The organism is Sphingobacterium sp. JUb20 (assembly GCF_004342035.1).
GTDB lineage: Bacteria > Bacteroidota > Bacteroidia > Sphingobacteriales > Sphingobacteriaceae > Sphingobacterium > Sphingobacterium anhuiense.
Genome location: NZ_SLYV01000010.1, coordinates 73,053 through 95,643, shown reverse-complemented (window position 1 = coordinate 95,643; position 22,591 = coordinate 73,053). Strand labels below are relative to the sequence as shown.

Here is a 22,591-nt window from a genome sequence, read left to right as displayed (position 1 = left end):
CTTAAGCATGTAAATAGAGTTATGCTGTTTATTTTTATAAATATCCATCAGTCCTTACATGATTTTTATAAACAAAATCATGTACAATGATGTCTGTTTAATAGAGAATGAATAAGCATCGGTAATAATGGTAAGTGAAACCGTAATCTGTATACACGACTATTCAATACCATAGCTGAACTTTGCATTGTAATACCCGTTTAAGATCTTAAAAGAAAAAGTAGCGATTGTAAAAAATACTTATTGTCAGTATAAAAATATTAAATCATGGAAAAAAGGAATTTAGGAAATAATAAACTTGAAGTATCAGCTTTGGGTTTGGGTTGCATGGGGTTAAGTTTTGGTTATGGACCTGCTACAGATAAGCAAGAGGCTATTAGCTTAATTCATGAAGCGTATGAAGCAGGGGTAACATTTTTTGATACCGCAGAATGTTATGGTCCCTTTATTAATGAAGAGCTACTAGGTGAAGCCTTGGTCCCTTTTCGCGACCAAGTAGTAATTGCAACCAAATTTGGGTTTCAGGAAGGTGATTCAAAAAAAGGATTGGATAGTAGTCCATCACGCATAAGAGCGGTAGCGGAAGCATCCATGAAAAGGCTTAAAACAGATTATATTGATTTATTTTATCAGCATAGAGTGGATCCGAATGTTCCGATTGAAGACGTTGCAGGAACTATTCGTGATCTGATAAATGAAGGAAAAATTAGACATTGGGGGCTTTCAGAAGCGGGTGCGGAGACGATTCGTAAAGCACATGCAGAGCAACCAGTAACTGCATTACAAAGTGAGTATTCGTTATTCTATCGGGATCCTGAAAAGGAAATTATACCTACTCTTGAAGAATTGGGTATAGGTTTTGTTCCTTTCAGCCCATTAGGAAAAGGATTTTTAACAGGTGCTATCAATGAATTAACACAGTTTGATCCCACAGATTTCAGAAATATAGTGCCTCGGTTTTCACAAGAGAATAGAAAAGCTAATGAAGCCTTGGTTGATTTGTTGAAAGTAATCGCTATTGATAAGGAGGCTACTCCGGCACAAATAGCATTAGCTTGGTTATTGGGACAAAAGTCATGGATAGTACCTATTCCAGGGACAACAAAAATCCATCGATTACAGGAGAATATCAGCGCATCTTATATCAGATTATCGGCTGCAGATATGGAACAGATTGAACAAGCTACTTCAAAAATTACGATCCAAGGAGCGCGGTATCCAGAAGCTTTACAAAATCGAGTAGGGAAATAAGTAATAAGGGTAGTTTTTTCCGTAATCCGTATACTAAAATAAAAACTGACGGTTTGATATTTGTCTAATAAATTGATTAATAATGAAAGCATTAACAAAATACGGATTACTATTAAGTGTAGCTTTATTATTGCTATTATCCTGTTCTCAGGCTCAAGAACCGATAAAAGAGCAGTCTAGCTCTGCTCCAATAACAGACAAACCGCTTCATGATAAAAAGATATTAATCGTGTACTTATCGCGTACAAACAATACAAAGGCAGTTGCTCAGATCATCCACAAAGAAATAGGAGGTGATCTGGTGCCGATCGAATTAATGACAGCTTATCCACTGGATTATCAAAGTGCAGTAGATCAGGTTGCTCGTGAAAATCAAGGAGGCTATTTGCCTCCTTTAAAAACGCAAATTGAGAATATAAAACAATATGATGTAATTTTTGTCGGGTTTCCTACTTGGGGAATGCAACTTCCTCCTCCAATCAAAAGCTTTTTGTCCCAAAATGATTTAAGTGGGAAAACGATTGTTCCTTTTAACACGAATGGCGGTTATGGTATTGGTAGCAGTTTTGAAACGTTAAGGCAATTATGTGCTAATAGTACCGTTTTAACAGGCTATTCTACTACAGGCGGAAAGGAAAAAGAAGGACTTTTTTTGGTGATGAAAGGTGCAAAAGAAGAGCAGGTTAAAGCGGATATAAAGAAATGGCTAGCAACGATTAAGATAGATAATTAAAGATTAGGGGAGCTGGTCTAAGTATATGCTATTTATAATTATTAAATAGGAGAAGTATTTATCTGTAAGAATATAATCTGTAAATTAGTTTTGATATTTCAATAAATTATGAATTTTCAGCTGTCAGATAACAGTTAAATATGGTTGTAAGGTGATGGATAAGAGCATAGACTATGGCGTTTTTTTACCGAATAAATCCCTTTGTGATTATGTAGAAAGCTTTTGGTTTTTGCATAATCAATCTGATCAGGAAAAAGAAACAGTTGGTTTACCAGATGGACGAATTGATCTGATATTTTCTAAATCACCGGAAAATCCTTTTCAAATCATATTATTGGGACTTGGTACACAACATAAACCGGCGATTATTCCCGCACGTATAAAGATGTTTGTGGTAAGTTTTAAATTACTTGCTGTCGACTATATTTTGAAACAACCTATTTCCGATCTAGTGGATTCAGGCAAAGTGCTTCCAAGTGATTTTTGGGATTTTTCTGAAGATGATCTGCAAGATTTTAATTGTTTTATGAATAAAGCAACACTGACAATGGAGTCCTTAATTCCCCATCAAATCGATAAACGGAAACAGCACTTATTTGATTTAATTTATGCCTCGAAGGGATCCGTGAGTGTAAAAGAATTAGCAGAAAAAGTGATATGGAGCAGCCGTCAGATCAATAGGTATTTCAATCAGCAATTTGGTCTATCCCTGAAGGCATACTGCAATGTCTTACGCTTTCGAGCATCTCTGGATCATGTTGCACAGGGAAAATTGTTTCCTGAAGAGAATTTTTTTGATCAGACCCATTTTATAAAAGATATAAAAAAATTTTCTGGCGTAGTACCGAAAGAATTATTGAAGAATAAAAACGACCGATTTATACTATTATCTTCTCTTAACTCTGAATAATTTTACCACATCGTGTTAAAAGAAAAAGAATGTTAGTAGAAAATAAGAAAATTGCTATCGTCGGAGGTGGCGTTGGCGGGTTAACTTTAGCTCGTCTTTTACAGATGCAAAATGTGGAAGTAAATGTTTACGAAAGGGATATTAATCGTGAAGTGCGCGTGCAAGGATCTACGTTGGATCTTCATGAAGGTACTGGATTAGAAGCGATGAAGCGTGCAGGTCTTCTTCAAGAGTTTTATAAACATCACCGACCCACTGCAAGTAAATTGTTGCTTGTCGATCAGGATCTTAACATTCACATGGATGATCATGATCGTGAAATTGGAAAAGGAGAAGACCGACCTGAAATAGACCGCGGACCATTGCGTGATATTCTGTTAAATTCATTAAAACCCGATACTGTCATTTGGGACAGCCAATTTGTGTCCATGGAATCACATCAAGATGGATGGTATTTAAATTTTAAAAATGGCACAACTACATATGCAGATTTGGTAATTGCTGCCGATGGAGCTAATTCAAAAATTCGTCCGCTCATTAGTACTATTAAGCCTATATATTCTGGTATCACCTTGATTGAAGGTAATATCTATGATGCCGCTATTCATGCTCCAAAACTTGTTGAATTTGCGAAAGATGGAAAGGTGATGGCTTTTGGGCAGGGGCAATTTGTGGGATACGGATCTAAAGGTGATGGTTCGATTATGTTTGTTGCGAGCTTTAAATGTCCAGAACATTGGTTCAAAGAAAATGGAATAGATTTGAAAGACAAGCAGCAAGCGGATCAATGGTTCAGACAGGTGTTTGTGGAATGGAGTACAGCATGGTCTGAATTTTTTAGAAATGAGCATGTTCAGTTAATTTTACGTCCACAATACTACTTTCCGCTTGATCAATCTTGGGAAGCAAATCATAACCTGACTATGATTGGAGATGCGGCTCATCGGATGCCACCCTTTGCTGGTGAAGGTGCCAATGTTGCGATGCAAGATGCATTTGAATTGGCATCATGTCTTACCAGTGATAAATTTAGTGATTTAAAGAGTGCTATAGCATTTTTTGAAGCAGATATGATCAAGAGAGGTGCAGAGGCTACAGCAGATACTTTAAAGAATAGTGAAATTATGCATGCCAATAATGCATTAGAGCAAATGCTTACATTTTTTAATCTTACACATGAAGATTAGTAATATTGTATTTAAATGAGCAGGAAATAGTTTCTGCTTATTTAAATTTCGTGGGTGAGACGCCTATATATAGTTTGAAATCTTTTAAAAAATGGTTGTAATCATAATAACCAGATAAGAAAGAGTTCGACATGAAATCCTTTTGATAGTTGCTCTGCCACTCGCCATATATATAAATGAAGCGTTGTAAAGAAATGTATTTTTTAGGAGAAATTCCCATGTATTTTACAAAACTTCTCTGTAGCCATTTACGATTTATTTTTCCTCCCAAACCATGGATTACATCTGCTACAGATATATTTCCTTTTTTCTGTTCAATTTTATTTAAAGCTTCTTGAAGCAGAGAAGGTAGGTTTTCTGCTGGAGTATATGTGCGCATGGTGTTTTCCAGTAATTGCATACGATCTGCAACAGTTTTATTTTGATACAGTTTATCGATTAGCAATTTTGATTTTTCACTTATGATGTCAGTTAAGCTACAGACGGGATGTGAAAGAAAGAATTCTGGTGCTACATCAAAAATTTGATAAAAGGATGAAGGATGAAAACGTAATACAATAATATATTCAAGATCTTGAGGTAGTTGCCAGTAAGTATTCTGTATTGTCCCACAACATACCCATGCCGCATTTAATTTGATTGTTTGATCAGCCTTTTTAATATGAACGATATCCGTTTTATTAGGCATAAAAATTAAAGTAGGAAGACCGTCATTGAATAGTGCCTGGTTGCCTTCTAAGTCTTTGCATGAAAATACATATGCACCTAAGATGCATTCTGATTTAAAAAATAAATTAGAATCCCTCCAGTATCTTGTTGATTCTCCTATTATGGAATCAGATGGTTTAATATCTCCAAAAAAATTAATGGGCATAGTTTTACAAAAGTACTTAAAATATATTCAGTGCTATGTCGAATTATTGTCCAATTTTTACTTTTCTAGTTGTATTATGGTCATTAAATTTGTTTCAAACTATTACTTAATCAGTAGATTAGATGGATGTGTGCTCATTTAGAATCTTGATCCTGGTGAAGTGATATTTATTGGCTAAAAGCCTGATTGTAACAGATTGTAATAAAAATAAATGATATGATTTATAAGACAGAAGAAGAAGTAGCATTAATGCAAATAAGTGCAAAATTGACAAGTCAAACATTGGCTGCTATTGCATCGATTATTAGACCAGGTATCACAACACTTGATATCGATCGTTTTGCAAATGAATTTATTCGTGATCATGGTGCAATTCCTTCGTTTCATAATTTTGGTGGATTTCCATTCCATATCTGTGCTTCAGTAAATGATGCTATCGTACATGGATTTCCAAATCATAATCCTTTGAAAGAGGGTGATTTAGTTTCCATAGATGTTGGAGCATTTAAAAACGGATTTCACGGAGATCAGGCATATACATTTATCATTGGTGAAGTTGCTCAAGAAGTAATTCAATTAGTCAAAATCACAAAGGAATCATTGATTAAAGGTATCGAGCAAGCTGTGCATGGTAATCGTATTGGCGATATAGGTTATGCAATAGCCTCTCATATTTCACCATATGGATATGGTTTAGTACGCGACTTGGTCGGTCATGGATTAGGACGTGATTTGCACGAAGGACCAGATATTACTAACTATGGACAACGTGGTAAAGGTAAGGTCTTGAAAGAAAACTTAGTGATAGCAATTGAACCGATGATTAATTTAGGAACGGATGATAATTATACAGAGGAGGACGGTTGGACTATTCGGACTGCAGATGGTAAACCTTCAGTCCATTTTGAACAGGATGTATGTATTAAGAAAAACTTTCCTCTAATTCTGACAGATATCAAAATTATTGAAAAAGCGGAAAAAGAAAACAATAACTTAAACTCTTCTTACTACTAATTTGAGGAGTCTTACCGTGCTATTATCATGAGAAAGTGATCGATTTAAGATCATTTTCTCATGATTATTATAACAACCAAACCGCCCGTCTCCTTATTTTCAGGATCAGTGTAAATTAAGGTGTGATGCTAAGATATATAGGAGAGTACGATTATCTTCCATTTACGTGTTAATATGGTTTTTAAAATCAATTGTAGATGAGTACTCATGTTTTTAGAATTGATATTGCCTATCGATTATTTAGCTTAAAAACATAAAATACTTCAATATTAATCATTAAATTTGATGAGTGCTCTGACATATAATCTTTTGTGTAGGATAAACTTATTAACCTAATTATTAAAGAGAATGCGCTTTTTGAATATATCTATACTGCTGACCATATTTCTTTTTGTTTCTGACGCATATTCAAAAGTGTTGGCACAAGATAGTGCAAAGCAAGATTTCGTTTCACGTACCGAAATTTTTTTTAAAGAATCGGCGAAAAAAAGTCTTCAAGATATAGAGACAGATAAAGCGGCCATACGACAAAATCAAGTCATTGAAGAAATCGAAGTGCTGTCGAGGCAAGCCCGCTCTTTTTTGAAAAAAGGTTTTGATACTGTAGCCCTTATTCGTGATCTGAATCAAGTTTCCCAATGGCATAATATTTCCAAAGATGGTGTCTTTGAAAATAAGGGTACAACTCAAACCTCGCGCAACCTGACCACAACTTATCATATTCTTGATGCTCTTCATGCAGAGGTTTCCATCTATAAGAAACGGGTTGATCGTTATTTAGACCAGCTGGTTCGTTATAGATTTCAGATTGATTCGTTATGTAATGATAAATCACTATTTATATTATCTAAAGACTCAACGGAACTCAATCAATATATTCACAAACTGAAAGTTGTAGCTGTGGAAATAACTCCTGTCACAACTTTATTAAAAGATAATATTAATACTATACAGACCATACAGAATCAAGTTAATTTTGAGTTGCTTCAACTTCAAACTGGAATGGAAGAAATTGAATACGATCAACAGCAAATTTCAGATAAAACATTTCAACAAGAATTTTTAAATCTTTGGGAAGAAAGTAATTTTGATCGGCCGATCCACGAAGTGCTTTACTTTTCCGCACTAAAAGCAAAGCTAGTATTCTTTTATTACCTAAAGGGGCAGTGGGGAAAGATTATTCTTTCTGTTTTATTGTTACTTCTCGTAACGACCTATCTTCATTCTTTACGATCTGGAATTAGAAATATAAATAATAAAGGAGAAGTGAAAAGTATGCTACTAAGCTCTCCATTTCTATCAGGAATAGTGATTACGCTCAGTGTAGCTCAGTTTTTATTTCCTAATCCACCATTTGTTTTTACTGCGGGAATTGTATTAGTATCTGCTTTGATGATCACTATTATATTTAGAAAAGAAATTTCTAAATATTGGTTGGGTATCTGGGTTATTTTTGTCGTTTTGTTTGCCTTTGTAGCCGTAGATAATCTTGTATTGCAGGCTTCTAGGCCAGAAAGATGGTTAATGGTTATTCTTGCCATGATAAGTTTTGTTACTGGTATCTTTATTCTTTTTAATAAAGAGCGTCATCAAGAATTACGTGAGCGTTGGATTCTTATACCGATCTTTCTTATGACCATAATGGAACTTTTTTCGATTTTGTTTAATGTATTGGGGCGCTTCAATATTGCTAAAATTTTGATGGTTGCAGGTTTGATGAATGTCGTTGTTGCGATTGTTTTTCTTTGGGTGATTAGGCTGGTTAATGAGGGATTGACTTATGCCTCTAATCTTTATAAAAAGCAGGAAAGAAGACTTTTTTACATTAATTATAATCGAGTTGGTAAGCGGGCCCCATTCTTTTTTTACGCTATTTTAATTGTTGGCTGGTTCGTATTATTTGGACGAAATTTTTATGAGTTTAGGCTTTTGTCAGAACCATTAAAAAGTTTTTTTCAGGAAGAACATCAGTTAGGAAGTTATACCTTTTCGATATATAACTTGCTTATTTTTATGCTTATTATGATCGGAGCCACCGTACTTTCCAAAATAGTATCTTTTTTTGCGTCAGACTCCCAATGGAATTCCAACGATGATAAGCAGGAGAAAAAGTTCCGTTTGGGAAGCTGGATTCTGCTCATTCGTATCAGTATTATCTCAATCGGTTTTTTCCTAGCCTTCGCCGCTGCCGGAATTCCCGTAGATCAAATCATGTTAGTGATTGGTGCTTTGGGTGTAGGAATTGGTTTTGGCTTACAATCACTAGTCAATAATCTAGTCAGTGGATTGATTATAGCTTTTGAAAAACCGGTTAACGTAGATGATCTAATCGAAATTGACGGACATGCCGGTAAGGTTAAATCTATTGGTTTTCGTAGCAGTGTAATTGCGACACTAGATGGTGCTGATCTCATTATGCCTAATGGTGATCTTTTGAATTCCAATGTATTAAATTGGACTGTCGGTGGTTTTAAAAAACGAATACATATTCAGATAGAGGTAAAATATGGGTCAGATCTGGATAAAGTAAAAATGTTAATCGTAGATGTTTTACATAAGAATGATCAGATATTCGCTACTCCTGCTGTATCCGTGCAATTTGGAAGTCTGTCAGCACAATCTATAATGATAGAAATTTACTTCTGGGTGAAAACTTTAAAAGACACGGGTCAGGTAAGAAGCGATGTGATTAAAACCATCCAATCTGTATTTCAGGAGAATGGAGTTGATCTGGCCTTACCGAAACAAGAGCTACTGTGGAAAAATGAACCTGAGTCAAATAATACGATTGACTAATCAAATGAGAATGGTTTACGTAATTAATAAATACTAATCAAGGAACGATGAGAAAACGGCTTTTTGCCACGCTATTTCTATGCATAGTGCTTATGCAAGGCTGTATTAAGGATGCTCCGCAAAACCCTGAGGCAGATATTGAATCCGTTACTGTTGATCCACATTTACTAACTGGTAATGTGTTTATAGATCAGATAAATCGGACAATAACATTAAACCTTACAAACGAAGCCTATGATTCGGGAATCTCTCCGGTGCTGACGTTATCTAGGGGTGCTTCTGTAAAACCAGCAAGTGGAACACTGATCAAGTTTGACGGTGATCAAGAAATTGTATATGATGTCACTTCAGAATCAGGAGAAAACACCAAACGGTATACGGTTAAAGTTGTGAATATTGGTCATTGGGATTTTGCTTTTCAAAATTGGGCTAGTCATCCTACAGATAAATATGAGTATCCGGTAGAGGATGATGGATTACAGCTCTGGTCCTCCGGCAATCCGGGAGTTGCGCTTTCGGGTGTTCCTGCGCGCAGTGACGCATACCCGACACGATCCACTACAGATGGTTACCTTGGAACGAAGGCTGCAGAACTGGTTACGATTAAAGGTACACCTTTATCAGAACTTATTGGTATTCGACTGTATGCAGGTTCTTTGTTTTTAGGAAATTTTAATGCTTCTCAGGCTATGCTTAATCCGTTGGCGGCGACAGAATTTGGAGAACCTTATAAGGGGCTTCCTAAATCTTTCACAGGTTATTATAAATATAGTGCAGGACCTGATTTTATAAATAAGGCAGGTCAGGTTCAGCCAGGAGTGAAAGACAAATGTAGTATCTATGCCGTTTTGTTTAACGGTCCGGATAGACTTAATGCGACTAATATTATGAATTCGGACCGGATAATTGCGCGTGCGGATCTTCAGGATGGCTCTGATAAAACCAATTTTACACGTTTTGATATTCCTTTTGTATATAAACAGGATGCTAGTATTGGTAAAAATTTGATGATGGCCATTGTTACCTCGTCCAGTGCTGAAGGGGATCAATATAGAGGAGCGATAGGATCGCGATTGGTGGTAGATAGTTTAAGAATCGTACCTTTATTATGAAGAAATATATAACGTTATCCCTTTATTGTTGTCTATTGGTGGGATCAAATATCTTGTACGCACAAGACATAAAGCGAAAGTTTTTATTTGATCAGATTAAGCATTCAATTACATTAGGTTATAATATTGGTGCTACGGCTCCTTTTTCTTTTCCTAATACCATTCGTCAGATCAATAGTTATGCACCGATATTTTCACCTTCTTTTGGCTATCATGCTACATATGATCTTTCATCAAAGTGGTTTGTAGGTACTGGATTAAGCGTAGATGTTAAAGGAATGAAAGTAACTGACAGTGTCCAGTACTTTCATACTATTATTTCTGTGGATAATGGTAATGGTGAAAAAGGCTCTTTTGAAGGAGATTTTACAGGAACAAACGCCACGACATCCCGAAATGTGTATTTAACGCTACCTGTTTTTGCAGGTTACCGTCAGGGAGAATGGGATTTTAAATTAGGAATGTATTTCGCTTGTTTATTATCGGCTGAATTCAAAGGAACTGTGTCAGATGGTTATATTAGAAAAGGTAATTCATTAGGCGAAAAAGTATTGATTGAAAGTGCTGATTTTGACTTTTCAAGAGAGGTGAGATCCTTTGATATTGGAGCTCATTTAGGAGTTTCAAGGCATTTTGGTCAACGTTGGGCGGCAGATCTGACAGGACAATTAGGCTTAAATCCGGTTTTCCCTTCATCTTTCCGTGGAGTAGGATATAATTTGCATAATATGTATCTAACACTTGGTGTAGCATATAGACTTTGGTAATACAAACTTGAATAGGTTGGCTATTTTTAATAGTTCTGATATTTAAAAACAAGCTCTATTTCAGAGCTTGTTTTATTTGCTTAAATCAAGATACAAGCGCAGCATATTTATATAACTAATTGTTTTTTTTAAGAGATGTTCTCTTTATTTGGTTCATGGTGTAGTGATCTAATCAAAGAAATTATAGCTTTCTTATCATATCCGTATAATGCATGAAGTTGATTCTGGGTTCCCTGTGTCGCAAATGTATCAGGTAACCCCAGACGTTTTAAAATGGAATGATATCCATTATCTACCATAAATTCCATTACTGCACTACCTATCCCGCCTATGATACTACCATCTTCTATAGTAATCACGACTGAAAATTGACTAAAGACATCGTGCAGTAATGTTTCATCAATAGGTTTAAAGAACCGGAGGTCGTAATGGGCTACATCAATGTGATCATCCAAAAGTTCTTGACAGGCTTCTACTGCAAATTGACCTATCGGACCGAGCGATAATATGGCTATTCTTTTTCCAGATTTGATTTTTCGTCCCTTTCCGAGAGGTATTTTGCAAAACTTACTTTTGAGCTCACCAGAGCCTACGCTTTTTGGATAGCGTATCGCGAAAGGACCATTTAACGTATCGCATTGTGCTGTGAAAAGCAGATTTTTAAAATCATCCAAATCCATGGGAGATGCACCTGTTATGTTGGGTATACATCTAAGAAAGGAAATGTCAAATGCGCCGTGATGTGTTGGCCCATCTGTGCCAACAACACCTGCACGATCTATGCAGAATACAACAGGTAACTTTTGCAAAGCGACATCATGTATGAGCTGATCGTAGGCGCGCTGTAGGAATGTTGAATATATTGCGCAAAATGGCAACAGGCCGTCAGCGGCAAGTCCAGCACAAAAAGTAACGGAATGTTGTTCGGCAATACCGACATCAAAAACTCGGTCAGGCATTTCTGATTTCATCTTCGATAACGAGCTACCCGATAACATGGCTGGACTGACTGCTATGATGCGGTCATTGGTTTTTGCTAGTGTAAGTAGCGTATTTCCAAAAACCTCCTGAAAAGTGGGACTGTGATTAACTGTACTCAACTTCGATCCCGTTGATTTATTAAAAGTTCCTGGAGCATGCCATTTTTTAGGATCGGCCAGAGCGGGAGCAAATCCCTTTCCTTTGATAGTAACACAATGAAGTAATTTTGGTCCTGGTATGTGCTTTAGTTTTTCGAACAAACCAATCATTTTTTTTAGATCATGTCCATCTACAGGACCAAAATATCGTATGTTTAATGCTTCGAAAAGATTACTATGCTGCATAAATCCTCCCTTAATGATTTTATCAAATTTTCGCAGCGTCTCTGAAGCCCATTTTGTGGATGAATTTTCTGATGAAAGGAGATTTTTGAGATGTAACTTTAACGTATTGTAATATTTAGCGGTAGTGAGATCTGTCAAATAATTTTGTAGTGCACCGGTATTGCTATCGATAGACATATTATTATCATTGAGTATAATAAGCATGTTTGGTTGTTCATATCCCGCATTGTTCATTGCTTCAAAGGCTTGTCCTGCTGTCATCGCCCCATCTCCAATAACAGCAATATGCTGCCGGTTGAGTTCTCCGCGATATTTGGCTGCGATAGCCATACCTAGGATGGCCGAAATGGAGGTAGAAGAATGACCGGTTCCAAATGCATCAAATTCGCTTTCGTCCCTACAGGGGAAACCGCTTATACCTCCTAGTACTCGGTTAGAGTAAAAAGATTTTCTTCTTCCTGTGAGTAATTTATGAGGATAAGCTTGATGTCCTACATCCCAGATCAGTTTATCTATAGGCGTATTAAAAACATAATGTAAGGCCACAGTAAGTTCAACAACACCTAAACTAGAACTGAAATGACCTCCGTTTACGGCAACATGATCGATAATAAACGATCGTAAGTCTTCGCATACAACTTGTAAAGAGGAAAAGGATAAATTGCGTAGATCTACTGGACTACTTATGAAATTATTAGGGGACATAGTATTTTTTTTCTCAAAGGTAAATTACTTAGATTTGCGATATAGGTGTAGATTTTGTAAAACTTACCAGTACAGATATGAAGGCGTATAAATTCGAACTATTTACCAGTACTATAGAAAAAAATATCAAAGATGGTATTTTCAAGCCAGGTCATAAACTGCCTTCCGTTCGTGAGTTGAAAGAACAGTTTAAGATCAGTGTCAGTACAATACAAAATGGGTACGAATATCTGATGATTCATGGTTTAGTGGAAAGTATTCCTAAATCGGGTTATTATGTAAGTTATCAAACAAAAAAAAATGTAGAAGAGTTAAAAAGTGACCGTATTCCAGTCATTAGGGATGCTATATTTAAGGATCATCTTGGACTTACAACTTCTGCGGGAGCAGGAAAGACATTTTCTGAGTTTAATGTAGCTGCTCCTGGAGATTTGCTTGTGCCACAAAAGTTAGTGTTGCGGACAATGCAACAGGTGATCCGGGAGCAGGGGGCAGGTCTGCTTCGGTATTATCCTTCAAATGGTTCTGTTGAGTTAAAAGAACATATTATCACACGTGCGGCAGCTTATCGTACTGTTATTCATATGGATGAGCTAATTATTACAGATGGTGCATTGCAGGCTTTATATATTGCTCTGGCTACAGTTTGTTCTTCGGGCGATGTTGTAGCAGTGGAAAGTCCCTGTGTATTTTCGGTACTTGAAGTAATAAGGGTATTGAACCTGAAAGTTATCGAGATTTCTGTAGATCCGGTTTTGGGATTTGATATTAATTTTTTCAGAGAGGCATGCCTTCACAATCCGGTTAAAGCGGCGATTGTAACTTCAAATTTTCATAACCCGACAGGGATATTAATGTCAGATGAACAAAAGATTGCCTTAGTTACTGTAGCACAATACTATAATGTTGCGCTTATTGAAAATGATATTTATGGTGATCTGAATTTTCATGGACAGCGACCGACTACTTTGAGAAGTTTTGATGTAAGTGGTCTAGTTCTTACTTATTCGTCCTATTCGAAAACTTTGGCTCCCGGTATAAGACTAGGTTGGTTGGCGGCTGGAAAATTTATGAAACGGGCAGAGCAAATTAAATTTTCATTGGGAAGTACCGTTTCTCCTTTATATCAGGAGACGCTAAATAAACTGATGACAGGAAGTAGTTACGATCGTCATATACGTTCCTTTAGAATGCAATTGGCTAAGAATGCCTATAGTACTGTACACTTGCTTTCTGCTAATTTTCCGGACAGTACTTCTATTTTAATGCCAGCAGGAGGCTATAATATTTGGGTAAAGATGCCTGACGGGACAGACATGCTTAAATTTTATAGACAATGTGAGCAAATAGGAGTGAGATTTACTCCTGGGTATACTTTTTCATTTTCGGGGGCGTTCGCAAATTACTTTCGAGTAGTATTTGCAGACAAATTTTCTGTTAAGAAGATAGAAGCGATTATGCTTGCTGGTCAACTAATGCGATAACAACTGTACTGCTTCATGTTGCATAAGCTGTTCTCTTTATTCTTTTGAAAGACTTATACATTTGTGCACACACATTTATGATATCAGTATGAAAATAATAATCAAATTTACTATAGCTACAGAAGAAGGATTGGCAGCTCTTTTAACATTAACGCATGCGATAGCGATAGAAAAGTTTTCAAAACATCTAGAGCTTTCGTTCGTAGAGAAATATATACATGAAAATTTTAGTGATAGCAATTTGGTTGAAGAATTAAATAGCATGTCAAATCAATGGCTCATCGCATACGTCGATAATATACCGGCAGGATTCGTCCAAATTACGTCAAAGGGCGTTAGACCTTCGAGTTTAGACCGTAAACGGGCTATCCGTATTGCCAATTTTGGGATCTTAAAAAAATATTTTAATCTGGGTGTAGAAGAAGCATTACTGGAAAAAAGTTTATCCGTCTGCAGGCCATATGAAGCGGTATGGATCCACGAGTATATTCAAAATCCCTTTATCAGACTTTTTGAAAGTAAGGGATTTGTTAAACAGTCGGAGATAAATCAACTTGATGAATTGCCTTTGAATGCAGTATATTTAATTGCATAATTTATTTAAGAGAATGTTCTTGAAATCTTAAAGGCAGACGTTAAGTTTTGTCTTCTGATTTTATTGACAAGGAAAAAGTATATAGCTAATCGCGATCATATACATTAATCACTATTTTTTAGTACCTTATATTACGTTAAATTGCATCTATTCATGTGATTATAAATTTCTTGAATACGATTTGAAAAAAAATGTCCCGAATTACGATCCTCATTTGTCATTAAAATAAATAGTATATTTATTAACCTTAATTAAGAAAAGATGAAAGAGTTTTTATTGTTGATTCGTGAGTCTTCGACTTATGGCAACCTATCGGTAGAAGATATGCAGGCTGATATTCAGGAACATATCAATTGGGTAGAGGAACTGGTTGCAAATGGACATTTTCTAGAAGGAAATCCACTAGAAGCTAATGGAGTTACATTAAAGAAGGATATGATTTCAGATGGTCCATACATCGAGACAAAAGAATGTGTTAGCGGTTACTACAAATTAAGTGTGAAAAGTTTGGAAGAAGCAACACAGCTTGCTAAAAGTTGTCCTGATTTAAAGAATGGTGCAACTTTAGAAATACGGGAGATTATCATTACCGATGAGCAATAAGGACATTGACAAATTAACAGATCATCTTTTCAGGGAATACCATGGAAAGATGATTTCGTTTTTGTCTGCAAAATTTGGATATCAGCAGATCGATAATATTGTTGATGCAGTTCAGGAAGCATTTGAAATTGCCCTAAGTGAATGGAGATATAAAGGAACTCCCAAAAATTGTTTCGGATGGTTAATTTATGTTTCTCAAAATAAATTAATCAATAAAATCAATCGAGATTCGGTTGGCAGCAAGATTCTTAATCGAATTTCGTACGAGAAAGAAGAATCAATTGCGTCACATGAAGCCGAAGATAGTTTACTTCAATTGTTGATCTTCTTTTCTAAAATCAATGTCTCTGACAGAAATAAGTTGATTATATCTTTGTTTTATTTATGTGGATTTGGCTATTCTGAAATATCAAGAGCCATGATGTTACCCGTTGAAACTATTAAAAAGATCATCTTACGAAGTCAGGTTTTAATAAAAAAAATTGCTATTCAATATGAGAAATGTGAATTCGAAAGCTTGCATAATGAGATGCCCCATCTGCTTCATGTATTGTATTTGATGTTTAATGAAGGCTTCAAATCTGCTCAAAAACGAGAATCAATAAAAAAGGATTTATGTTTTGAAGCGATTCGTCTAAGTGTTTTAGTCAAAAAATATCAGGAGGATCATTGTGAATTAAATGCTCTTTTAGCTTTATTTTTCTTTCATGTTTCTCGATTTCCCGCAAGGATTCAAGAAAATGGATGGATATCTATTCAATTTCAAAATCGGACGCTTTGGGATAAAAATTTAATAAGCGAGGGATATGCTTATCTTAATAAAATAGATTTAAGTAAAAATAGGCTGAATAAATATCATTTAGAGGCTTTAATTGCTTCAGTGCATTGTTCTTCACCTAATTATGAAAAAACAGATTGGAGATTGATATCTTCCTTGTATTCTCAATTAGAATTTTTAGAGCCTAATGCTATAGCAGTAAAAATAAATAGGGTTATTGCTGAGAGTAATTACTTGCCAATAACTCCATTGATTGAGAAAATGTTTGATTTGGAACCTATGTTAAATGACTTTCTTAAATTTCCATTTTATAGCTCTTTAGCATTTCTTTATGAAAAGGGGGAAAAGAAGGAAATGGCCTGCCATTACTATTGGTGTTCTTTATCATATACCAACAATCAATTTGATAACGAATACATAAACCTGAAATTAAGCCTTCTCCATTCGTGATCATAAAAAAAGCCCAACTTCGCTATTGGGCCTAATTTATAATTACTGTAAATATTATGTTTAGAGTTGTCAGCTGGTCATATGATTGTACCGCCCTTCGAGATAAAGTCTTTTTTCACACGATCGTATCTTTCCAGATCTATTGGTTTAGATGCACCCGCTATAATACTCGATTTAAAACCTAAATCTAAAGCATCGTTTGCAGTGTAATATACGCAGTAATCAGCAGCCACTCCACAGACAGCTACTTCTGTAACACCTCTACCTTTAAGATAATCACCCATTCCTGTAGATTTTTTTCTACCATTATCAAAAAAACCACTATAGCTATCAATTTCTTTATCCATTCCTTTTCTAAAAATAGCTTCAATTGCATTTGTTGAAAGTCCAGAGACGAATTCAGCGCCTTTAGTTCCTTGTATGCAATGCTCTGGCCAAAGTACCTGATCTAATCCATTTAACTTTATTTCTTCAAATGGCTCTTTGCCAGGATGCGAGGTATAAAAACTTTTGTGCCCCCTTGGATGCCAATCTTGTGTGGCTACCACAAGATCATACTGTGTCTGTAGCTCGTTAATTGTGTGCACGATTTCATCACCATGATTAACAGCTAAAGCACCTCCTGGTAAAAAATCATACTGTACATCGATTATAATTAAAGCTTTCATAAAGAAAAGTTAAATATTAGTAAGGATACCTTGATATGTAATATTTTCCCTAATATAAGAAAAATGTTAGTAATTGCTGTTGTTGCTTTATTAAAAGGAAAAAAATAATTATTTCGGATTGTTTTATATGGTAAAGCATTCGTTTATGACTCTTTTTTACACCATCACTCCATGTACTCAGATCTTAAAGTTGTTAACTTTATTAGTATATTCCTTGTTTAAAAATTAGGATGAATGTTATAGCATATGTGTTTTAATTTTGAAAATATAGCGTATTTATCAAAACTATAAACGCGGCATTATTTAGAAATATTAAATCCATCATTATATTCATGGCATTCTCATTTTGTATCTTTAGAAGATTGTTTAGAAAAAAGAATTGATATGGATCATATTATAAACCACTTTAACCAGTATCTGCCCCTTGATAGCGAGGAGATCGCGGTCTTAACAAACCATATTACGAAGAGAACTATAAAAAGAAAACAGTTTCTTTTACACCAAGGGGATGTATGTAAGTCTTTTACCTACATACAGAGTGGTTGTTTTAAAATGTACGGTATAGATGATAAGGGGGCTGAACATAATCTTGTCTTCGCAGCTGAAGACGATTGGATTTCGGACATAGGTAGTTTACATCGTGAAACTCCTTCGAAGTTATATATAGAAGCAATAGAACCTTCAGTAGTGTTACAGATTTCCAAAGGTGATTTATGGTATTTATACACTAATTATCCAAAGTTTGACCGTAATTTCCGTGTGATTATTGAAAATAAATATATTGAACTTCAAAATCGATTATTACAAATGTTTAGTTCTACCGCTATTGATAGGTACGAAAGTTTTATTAATCAATATCCCAATTTAGCAAATAGGCTACCTAATACACAAATCGCCTCTTATTTAGGTATAACTGCAGAATTTTTGAGTAAAATAAAGAACGATAGATTTAGAAAATAACTATACTCTTAAACTAGATTAAGGGTATTTCTTATTATAGCTTATAGGTGTAGGTTGACTATTCATCGCAATTTTGTATTGTCAATAATGACAAACAAATTTTTAACATATAAAACGATGAATACAGTAAATCAACAAGTAAAAGTAGCCGTTATTGGTTTGGGTAATATTGGTAAAGCCATAGCCACTAATCTTGTAAAAGGAAATCACCCGGTTATCCTTTCTTCTAGAGCATTTGAGAAGGCAAGCAATCTGGCGGACAAATTTGGAAATCTTGCCACAGCAGAGGAGATATCCCATGCGATTCATAAAGCTGATGTAATCATTCCAGCGATTTACTTTGATAAGATTAAAGAATTTTTGGTGCAGTATGCGACGGAGCTAAAAGGAAAAATTATTGTAGATGTTTCAAATCCAATTGCTCCAGATGGCAATGGAGGTTTTAGAAAAATTATTGATCAACATGATTCTGCAGGTCAGACTCTATTAGCTTTGGTACCTAAAGAAACCAGTTTTGTTAAAGCATTTGGAACTCTAGGTGTACATTCATTATCAGAAGAGGCTTTCGTTACCCCTCAAAATAAAGTGTTATTTTATGCATCGGATAATACTAATAGTAATCAATTTGTTGAAGAATTAATCAAAGCCAGTGGTTTTGAACCTCTTCATATTGGAGGTATCAATCAATCTATTCGCATAGAAGTATTTGGCGATCTGCATGAGTTCGGAGCACTGGGAAAAACAGTGGTACTTGATGAAGCAAAGGATATTATTGGTCAACATAAAATCTAAAATCGTATGATAAAAGCCATGGTGGCGGCAGTGTTTTTTTTTATGTTATTAGCCTGTCAAAATGAAACAAATCAGCGGAATGATTATGCACATATTTCTAAACTTGAAAACTCAACAGTAATGAATAAACAAACAATAAAAGCGGAAATCGAAGATGCTTTGACTATTTATTTTGAGGCCCTGAATAAATCAAATGTCGAGCAGGCCGTCGGTCAATATACGGCTGACGGTATATTTATGCCAACAGGGTTGCCCACAGCAACAGGAAAACATGAACTTACAATAGCTTATCAAAATGTTTTTAAAGCAATCCTGCTTAATGTATCCTTTAAAATGGAGGAAGCAGTTATACTTGAAGATAGTGTAGTATTTGTTCGAACTCAATCAAACGGAAGTCAATTGATCCGTGCTAGTGGACAAAAATCTAACGAGTTAAATCGAGAGTTTTTTTTAATGAAAAAAGAAAATAACAAATGGAAGATCGCTCGGTACATGTTTAACCAACCAAAATAGGTACTAGATAGAAAATCGTAATTTAAAATAAAAATCAAAACCATGTAAATTTTCTGATTTATAGGGTTTTGATTTTATGTAATATGGTAAACCGGCGGATTTTTTTTAAAATAATTTTAGCATTTTTTATTTGACTATTTATATAATTGAATTGAGAGCCCCTGACTAGTTCCATTTTTTAAATATATTTGAAACAAACTAATTGAAGTCGGCACTTCTGTAACCTTATTTATTTTTACATATAGTATAAGTTTCGGACAATCTTGTTCTTTAAATATCGACAAGATCGTTTCGAATATTGGTTGAACTATAGCGAATATCGAAAATGGTTTATATTAGTTGTTTTAAAAAATGATTTTTATAGGGATGAAAGAATATTGTCTAAAAATTGGTCGCTTGCTGAAATTGAATAGAATTTGGAGCATAATTTTCTGCATTTATTTTTTAACCATATTTGTAAGCTGTGACTCCAGTCAGAAGCCAACAATTTCTAAACATGCAGATTTGACTTTGGACAGTGTTGCAAAGCATCATTTGTTAAGTTCGATTATAAATTCAACACAGGATAATAATCGGATCAGAGATAGTCTATTTGTCGAGTATGAAAAATCACCCAATTTTAAGCAGAATATTTATTATTGGGCACTCAAAGCACTTAATTTACCCTTTGGTTTCAAAGATGATTCACTGATAAATAGTGTGAATAACATATATATATTACCTAAGCAGGTGGATGAGTGGGCTTTAAAGAAATATTTGCTCTTAAAAAGTAAAGCCGACCATACAGATATTAATAGCTCAGAAGTGACTAAGGAGCTTATGAATACGAGAAGTCTGGTGGAGAAATCTAAGTCTGTATTCTTATTTTTATATGACAACATGTTGGCCATGATTTTTTACACTAATCAGGACTCCGAGAATTCTTTACGGTATATTAAATTGTTCAGACAAAATCATCCCTATGCAACATCTGCACGCTTCCTTCAAATGTACTATGATATTCGTTTTATGATCTCCTTAGATCTTGATGGAACTCCTGGGGCTGAGACATATCTGGATAGCTGTCAAGCATTGGCTAGAGAATTGGATGATACATTGGCCTTAATGCGTTCGATTGACTTTGAATCACAATGGCTGAAAAAACAGGGGAAGACAAAAGAAGCTGTTGATCGACATAGGATATATTTTAACTATCTCACCAAAACGAAAGAGAATACGGCGTTAAAACAGTACAATAATTTTGCCGACCTATTCCTTGCTAACAATCAACCTGATTCGGCTATTCTATATGTAAAGAGGGGGATGGAAATCGCTCGTAAAAACAAAAAGGAAACCAAAGATATGACTTCGGTATTGGATATCTTAAGCAAATCTTATGAAAAAAAGGGTGATTATAAACAAGCTTACCTGTATGGTAGAAAACAATATGAAGCATATCTACAGGCCACTGAGGTGATGCAAAAGACAGCAATAGCTGACATTACTGCACGTTATGATGCTCAGAAGAAAGATGAAGCAATTCGATCTCTTCAGGAAAATAATGATTTAAACAGTAAATTTATTACCCAACAGCGATGGACCTTTATAATTTTCATCATATTGACGATTTTTATTGTCTTTTTTGTTTTCAGCTCCTACAAACAAAAACTCTTCAAGGCTGAACATGATAAATTGTTATTACAACATAAACAACTTGTCTTAGAACAAAAAAATAGACAAAATCAGCTAAATCCTCATTTTATATATAATTCTATTGCCAACTTGCAGGGCTTGATCAGTACCGATAAAAAATTGGAAGCAAATAAGTATTTGGTTACTCTGACAAAAGTTATCCGCGATATGTTAGAGTTAAATAGAAAAGATTTTATACCGTTAGAAAAAGAAATAGATAGTCTTAATAACTACGTCAATCTTCAACAAATGCGTTTTAATCACTCTTTTGAATATCATGTCGAAACAGGCGATTTAGACTTAGATAATACACTTATTCCTCCGATGTTGGTCCAGCCCTTTTTAGAAAATGCGATAGAACATGGTCTTATGAGCCTGGAGGATAAAGGTTGTCTACAAGTTAGGTTTTACCAAACTAAAGGTACGCTACATATTGAGATTACTGATAATGGAGTGGGAGTGGCGGAAAACTCACAGATAAATAAAAAGAAAGAATCTTTATCTCAGGTAATAACCGAGGAGCGTATTGAACTGCTATTTGGAAAGGATAAGCATGTTGCAGGTATGCGGAAACATCCGAATTTTAAACAGGACGGAACAGGTTATCAAGTTGAAATATATTTCCCATTAACTCTGAATTTTGATTAGATTATGTTAAAGATTTATGTACTCGAAGACGAGGCGAATATACTTCGTTATATCCAATCCATTTTGGATGAAATACCCTATGTGCGGATGGTTGGAAGCTCGTCTAATATCAAAAAGGCCGAGATCGAAATTCCGAGAGAATTACCGGACCTTATCTTATCAGATATACAGTTAAAAGATGGTCTCAGCTTAGCATTATTAGCCAATCTTAATTTAGATGCTAATATTATATTTATAACTGCTTTTAACCAATATGCTATTGAAGCGCTTAATCTTGGCGCTATTGGTTATCTGACAAAACCGATCGATCCAAGTTTACTCATGGAGAAGATTGAACAATGCTATAAAAAGACGACAGAATTTACGCTAAACCAATTACAGCTCAAGATTGCAGAAAGTCATCTTAAACATCCGGCTACTCCAAAAAAAATAGCACTTCGAACCTTTGAATTTACACAGATTGTTGATGTAGAGGATATTTTATACTGTTTTAGTGATAAAGGATATACTACTTTTCATTTAAAAGATGGGGTCAATTTAATGGTTTCTAAAGTAATAAAGCATTTTGAAGCGATGTTGCCTCAAGAACAGTTTATACGTTGTCACCAATCTTATCTTATTAATTCCCATTATATCCATAAGTATTTTAAAGACGGGCAACTGGAAATGAAGGATGGCAGGATGATTCCTATTTCAAATCGAAAGCGAGAAATGATTATGCAGTTTATCGAAGGATTGGGATAATTTTATTTTTT

The 22,591-nt window shown here is 35.0% G+C and carries 20 protein-coding genes; 17 read left to right on the top strand and 3 right to left on the bottom strand.

Translation table 11 applies throughout. The features are described from left to right. Nucleotides 1–267: 267 nt before the first annotated feature. The 4 genes from EDF66_RS17445 to EDF66_RS17430 all read left to right on the top strand — a co-directional run bounded on the left by EDF66_RS17445 (nt 268) and on the right by EDF66_RS17430 (nt 4,081). A complete protein-coding gene (locus tag EDF66_RS17445; RefSeq protein ID WP_132843996.1) occupies nt 268–1,251 on the top strand; it encodes an aldo/keto reductase in 984 nt (327 codons plus the stop codon). An 82-nt stretch (nt 1,252–1,333) separates the two neighbouring features. Then, nucleotides 1,334–1,984 (top strand): flavodoxin, encoded by a 651-nt coding sequence (locus EDF66_RS17440; protein ID WP_207898670.1) that lies wholly within the window; start codon nt 1,334–1,336, stop codon nt 1,982–1,984. A 154-nt stretch (nt 1,985–2,138) separates the two neighbouring features. Then, nucleotides 2,139–2,894 carry a helix-turn-helix domain-containing protein gene (locus EDF66_RS17435; protein WP_132843994.1) on the top strand — a complete coding sequence of 252 codons (756 nt, stop codon included), beginning with the start codon at nt 2,139–2,141 and terminating at the stop codon, nt 2,892–2,894. Nucleotides 2,895–2,923: 29 nt separating this feature from the next. After that, nucleotides 2,924–4,081 (top strand): FAD-dependent oxidoreductase, encoded by a 1,158-nt coding sequence (locus tag EDF66_RS17430; RefSeq protein WP_132771957.1) that lies wholly within the window; start codon nt 2,924–2,926, stop codon nt 4,079–4,081. Nucleotides 4,082–4,118: 37 nt separating this feature from the next. On the opposite strand, the gene EDF66_RS17425 is transcribed toward EDF66_RS17430, so the two are convergent. Beyond that, the gene (locus EDF66_RS17425; protein ID WP_132843993.1) at nt 4,119–4,955 is read right to left on the bottom strand and encodes a helix-turn-helix domain-containing protein; all 837 of its coding nucleotides are present in this window, start codon (nt 4,953–4,955) and stop codon (nt 4,119–4,121) included. Nucleotides 4,956–5,171: 216 nt separating this feature from the next. Here EDF66_RS17425 and map point away from each other — a divergent pair, with 216 nt between their 5' ends. From map to EDF66_RS17405, 4 genes are all read left to right on the top strand, one after another. Next, on the top strand, nt 5,172–5,969 hold the full coding sequence (gene map, locus EDF66_RS17420) for a type I methionyl aminopeptidase (RefSeq protein ID WP_132843991.1): 798 nt from the start codon (nt 5,172–5,174) through the stop codon (nt 5,967–5,969). A 348-nt stretch (nt 5,970–6,317) separates the two neighbouring features. Continuing rightward, nucleotides 6,318–8,765, top strand: a complete 2,448-nt coding sequence (locus tag EDF66_RS17415; RefSeq protein ID WP_132843990.1) for a mechanosensitive ion channel family protein — start codon at nt 6,318–6,320, stop codon at nt 8,763–8,765. A gap of 92 nt (nt 8,766–8,857) precedes the next feature. After that, nucleotides 8,858–9,877, top strand: coding sequence for a PCMD domain-containing protein (locus EDF66_RS17410; RefSeq protein WP_207898668.1), 1,020 nt, complete (start codon nt 8,858–8,860; stop codon nt 9,875–9,877). Next, on the top strand, nt 9,874–10,644 hold the full coding sequence (locus tag EDF66_RS17405; RefSeq protein ID WP_132843987.1) for a porin family protein: 771 nt from the start codon (nt 9,874–9,876) through the stop codon (nt 10,642–10,644). Before EDF66_RS17410 ends, EDF66_RS17405 begins: the two co-directional genes overlap by 4 nt. Nucleotides 10,645–10,772: 128 nt before the next feature. Here EDF66_RS17405 and dxs read toward each other — a convergent pair whose 3' ends face one another. After that, complete coding sequence (gene dxs / locus EDF66_RS17400) at nt 10,773–12,674, bottom strand: 1-deoxy-D-xylulose-5-phosphate synthase (protein WP_132843985.1); 1,902 nt, start codon at nt 12,672–12,674, stop codon at nt 10,773–10,775. 77 nt (nt 12,675–12,751) lie between these two features. On the opposite strand from dxs, the gene EDF66_RS17395 reads away from it, so the two are divergent. The 4 genes from EDF66_RS17395 to EDF66_RS17380 all read left to right on the top strand — a co-directional run bounded on the left by EDF66_RS17395 (nt 12,752) and on the right by EDF66_RS17380 (nt 16,584). Continuing rightward, complete coding sequence (locus tag EDF66_RS17395; protein ID WP_132843983.1) at nt 12,752–14,158, top strand: PLP-dependent aminotransferase family protein; 1,407 nt, start codon at nt 12,752–12,754, stop codon at nt 14,156–14,158. An 88-nt stretch (nt 14,159–14,246) separates the two neighbouring features. Then, nucleotides 14,247–14,753: an N-acetyltransferase gene (locus EDF66_RS17390; protein ID WP_132843982.1), complete on the top strand. Its 507-nt coding sequence runs from the start codon at nt 14,247–14,249 to the stop codon at nt 14,751–14,753. A 261-nt stretch (nt 14,754–15,014) separates the two neighbouring features. Further along, on the top strand, nt 15,015–15,356 hold the full coding sequence (locus EDF66_RS17385) for a YciI family protein (protein ID WP_132771948.1): 342 nt from the start codon (nt 15,015–15,017) through the stop codon (nt 15,354–15,356). Then, nucleotides 15,346–16,584 (top strand): DUF6596 domain-containing protein, encoded by a 1,239-nt coding sequence (locus EDF66_RS17380; RefSeq protein WP_132843980.1) that lies wholly within the window; start codon nt 15,346–15,348, stop codon nt 16,582–16,584. The genes EDF66_RS17385 and EDF66_RS17380 overlap by 11 nt, the downstream gene beginning before the upstream one ends. 77 nt (nt 16,585–16,661) lie before the next feature. Here EDF66_RS17380 and pncA read toward each other — a convergent pair whose 3' ends face one another. Next, nucleotides 16,662–17,252 (bottom strand): bifunctional nicotinamidase/pyrazinamidase, encoded by a 591-nt coding sequence (gene pncA, locus EDF66_RS17375; protein ID WP_132843979.1) that lies wholly within the window; start codon nt 17,250–17,252, stop codon nt 16,662–16,664. Nucleotides 17,253–17,636: 384 nt separating this feature from the next. Between pncA and EDF66_RS17370 the strand changes: the two genes are divergently transcribed. The 5 genes from EDF66_RS17370 to EDF66_RS17350 all read left to right on the top strand — a co-directional run bounded on the left by EDF66_RS17370 (nt 17,637) and on the right by EDF66_RS17350 (nt 22,580). Continuing rightward, nucleotides 17,637–18,212, top strand: coding sequence for a Crp/Fnr family transcriptional regulator (locus EDF66_RS17370; RefSeq protein WP_132843977.1), 576 nt, complete (start codon nt 17,637–17,639; stop codon nt 18,210–18,212). A 117-nt stretch (nt 18,213–18,329) separates the two neighbouring features. Further along, nucleotides 18,330–19,004, top strand: a complete 675-nt coding sequence (locus EDF66_RS17365) for an NADPH-dependent F420 reductase (RefSeq protein WP_132843975.1) — start codon at nt 18,330–18,332, stop codon at nt 19,002–19,004. 6 nt (nt 19,005–19,010) lie between these two features. Further along, nucleotides 19,011–19,517, top strand: coding sequence for a YybH family protein (locus tag EDF66_RS17360; protein WP_132843973.1), 507 nt, complete (start codon nt 19,011–19,013; stop codon nt 19,515–19,517). Between the two features lie 351 nt (nt 19,518–19,868). Next, on the top strand, nt 19,869–21,836 hold the full coding sequence (locus tag EDF66_RS17355; RefSeq protein WP_132843971.1) for a sensor histidine kinase: 1,968 nt from the start codon (nt 19,869–19,871) through the stop codon (nt 21,834–21,836). A 3-nt stretch (nt 21,837–21,839) separates the two neighbouring features. Continuing rightward, on the top strand, nt 21,840–22,580 hold the full coding sequence (locus EDF66_RS17350; RefSeq protein WP_132771942.1) for a LytR/AlgR family response regulator transcription factor: 741 nt from the start codon (nt 21,840–21,842) through the stop codon (nt 22,578–22,580). Nucleotides 22,581–22,591: the final 11 nt, after the last annotated feature.